The organism is Candidatus Afararchaeum irisae (genome assembly GCA_034190545.1).
Taxonomy (GTDB): Archaea; Halobacteriota; Halobacteria; order Halobacteriales; family Afararchaeaceae; genus Afararchaeum; species Afararchaeum irisae.
In genome coordinates this window covers 1-3,580 of the sequence record JAXIOF010000032.1, presented here as the reverse complement: position 1 = coordinate 3,580, position 3,580 = coordinate 1, and the positions used below count along the sequence as shown (strand labels likewise).

The window sequence follows — 3,580 nt, the reverse complement described above, 5'->3', positions numbered from 1 at the left end:
TGATCTGTATGTACCGCGAGATAGTCGGTCTTTGAGAGTGATATACCTTAGTTATTTGTTGGTTGGAGTTTGTCTAACGTGTAATGGCGCAGACGACGATAGAACGTCGACCCTATGATAATTCTGAACTCTTCTCCAGTTACTACTTAGACGAGCGTATCCAAGGTAGGGACGAGTGGGACTGTGACGAAGACGCTGAAGAGGTGATGGAAGAGATACAGAACCTCTACGAAGATGAGTCCCCTGTCGTAGAAGGCTACAAAGAAGACGCTCTAATAGACAACTGGATAGACGGGGTTCTCGAAATTCTGGGGTTCGGAACCCAGAAAGAGGCTACCCTCCCTAACGGGAGAGGACACGTCGACAGTTTACTTTTTGAGAACCAGGACAAACGTCGGAAAGCGGCTGAAGTCAACCTTGATACTGACGACACTACGGATCTCTTCGAGAGAGGTATCACCATCCTAGAGGCAAAGCAGTGGAACGCCGATTTCACCGAGCGGTTCAACGAACAGCGTCCCTACAGGAACGCCTCTCACCAGACGAAACACTACCTCGAAAAGACGCCCAGTAGTATACAGTGGGGCATACTGACTAACGGACGTAAATGGCGTCTCTACGGGACGAAGGACTACGAGACACAGATCTACTACGAGGTCGATCTACCCGAACTCTTAGAAAACGGTGACCTCGAGGAGTTCAAGTATTTCTATCTCTTCTTCCGCCCCGTGGCATTTGTCGACGAAGGGGAGTTCTTAGACTCAGTGTGGTCGGAGAGTGAGACGGCTGCACAACAACTCGGTGAGGACTTACAGGACAACGTCTTCACCGCGTTACGTGTCCTCGGGAGAGGATTTGTCGAGACTAACGACCTCGACATAGATCCTGACGACGAAGAGGCACTTGACGAGCTCAAGAACCAGTCTCTCGTTCTTCTCTACCGTTTGATGTTCGTTCTCTATGCCGAGTCACGAGGTCTGATACATCCGAAAAAGGAAGGTAGAGACGCAGTAAGAGAGTACGAGGAGAACTTCTCACTCGACGAGCTACGTCTCGACATACACGAGGAGATAGGCGAGGTCGACGAGGGATTCGAGGACGTCTACAGTGACTACTCGACTAAGATGTGGAGCCGTCTCGAAGATCTCTTCCGTCTCATAGACCAGGGAGAGGAAGACCTCGGCATCCCGGCGTACAACGGAGGTCTCTTCGACCACGATAGCCACGGATTTCTGACGCGCAACTCCGTGAGCGACAGGTACATAGCCGAGGTGATCTACCGTCTCTCGACGACACAGAACGAGGAAGGGCGGTATGTCCTCGCCGACTACGGAGATCTCGACACACGCCACCTCGGTTCTGTCTACGAGGGTCTTCTGGAGCACCAGTTCGAGATAGCACCCGAACAGTATGCCGCAGTCTCGGAAGACGGTGGACAGGTCTGGAAACCCGCGACTGAAGTCTCTGTCGCCGACGCTGTCGAGACTGTCCCCAAGGGTGGTCTCTACGTCGTCAACGACGAGGGCGAGCGTAAGGCGACTGGAGCCTACTACACTCCCGACTATGTAGTCCAGTACATCGTAGAAGAGACAGTAAGTCCACTCGTCGACGAGATACGCGACGATCTCGTAGATCAGGGCTTCGAGAGAGGGACTCAGGAGTACCTTGGCGCGTTCTTACAGCGTGTAAAGAATCTTCAGATACTCGACCCCGCCATGGGAAGTGCCCATTTCCTGACTAGTGCGACGGGATATCTCGCTGAGGAGGTGATGTCCGAGGTGCGTGACGTCGAAGCCGAGGTCGGAACCTTCTGGGACGAACAACACGTCCGGCGTGAGATAGCGAAGGACTGTATCTACGGCGTCGACATTAACGGAATGGCAGTCGAGTTGGGCAAGCTCTCGATGTGGCTGGAGACACTCGCAGCGGATCGCCCTCTCGCATTCTTAGACCACCACTTGAAGACGGGCAACTCACTCGTTGGATCTGATATTACGGAGGTACTCTCGGCTGGGGATGACGACGACTCGGAGAGTCAGGTACAGGCGACTCTTCAGAACTTCGACCAGGTACGTACGAAGACACTCGACCACGTCATGGATCTGATGCAGGAACTCTTAGAGGTCGACAACGAGAGCCTCTCGGATATCAAGTCGATGGAAGAACTCTATGATGAGATACGGTCTGACCCTCTGTATCAACGTCTTTTCGAGCTAGCTAATGTCCATACGGCTGAGGAGTTTGGAGTCGACGTTCCGGAAGGTGCTTACGAACAGATGGCGACGTCGATCCAGAGCGAGAGCGAGTGGTCGGAGTTACAAGGAGAAGACTGGTTCATCGAAGCACAGGAGAAAGCACGTGTGGAGTCGTTCTTCCACTGGGAGCTTGAGTATCCTGCTGTCTTCTTCGACGAGGACGGTGAGAAGAAAGACGAGGCGGGCTTCGACGCCGTGATAGGGAATCCGCCTTATGGGAGTATATCTGCATCAGATGTGGGGAAATTCGCTGGATATGGATCTAGTGATTTATACGCCCAATTCATCCTTTCAATGCCTCATCTGATATCCACTGGAGGTCAATTTTCTTTCATCACTCCTACCTCTTGGGAGACGGGACCTGCTTATGAAGATGTTCGGAGTCTATTGCTAAACGATGGCTCGCTAAACAATCTGGTGAATTTACCGTATGATGTTTTTGATGATGCATATGTTGATACCGCCATATTTGTGTGGCGGGCTGAGGAGCCGTCTGGAAACTGTACTGTAGTGGATAAAAGTGGTGAACGTATATCCCCGGCTAATGCTTTACAGGATATCGATTATATTGAAATATCTGTTGAGAAATGGCAAGAGCTTGGATTTGTAGCAGTCAATGAAACCTGGCTACGCGTATTTTCGTCTTTCGGAGAGGAGTATACTTCTTTAGGCGATATCAGTAATTCAACACGAGGTGTGTTAGTGACAGATGAAGCAATAGACAGTGACGATGCGGACACTCCTATTCTTCTAGACAGCTTTCAGAGGTATGAGAAGTTAACCCCTGACGAAACTGCTGAAGTGGGAAAATTGAAAGAAATGCCGTCAGATGAATCTGTATTTGATGGGGAAAGAATTCTAATCCGCCGTCTGGTTAGCAGGTCGGATCGATTACTTGGGTCTATGACGGACGAGTTTTTCATCTCAAAGAAGGATACCTATATATTCAAGACTGAAAAACTCCCTCCCTCGTCTTTGCTGTCTCTCTTAAACAGTTCTTTTCTATCTTGGTGGCATTTTAATACCGAACTGGCAGCTTCGAAAGATGACTTTAGACAAGTGACTTTGAGTGCTTTGCGTGATCTACCGATTCCAGAATCGGTACTTGGTCTTGAAAATGCTTCAGTGACTTTTACCGATGAGTACCTATCTGGTTCTCTATCTAAGAGAGAATTTAGGGACGAAAATGAAGACGAAGAACTTCTATACAATTTACCAGATGCGATTATTTCTTTGAACCAGGATAGAGGCGGGCTTAATACTAATCTCCTCGACCATCTCGGTGTCTCAACCGAAGACGACTTAGAGGGCGAGACACTCGCCGA

1 protein-coding gene is annotated in these 3,580 nt (G+C 50.0%); it reads left to right on the top strand.

Going from position 1 to position 3,580, the window contains the following annotated elements:
* Positions 1 to 83: 83 nt before the first annotated feature.
* A partial coding sequence (locus SV253_04640) for an N-6 DNA methylase (GenBank protein MDY6775351.1) occupies positions 84 to 3,580 on the top strand: 3,497 nt, incomplete at its 3' end.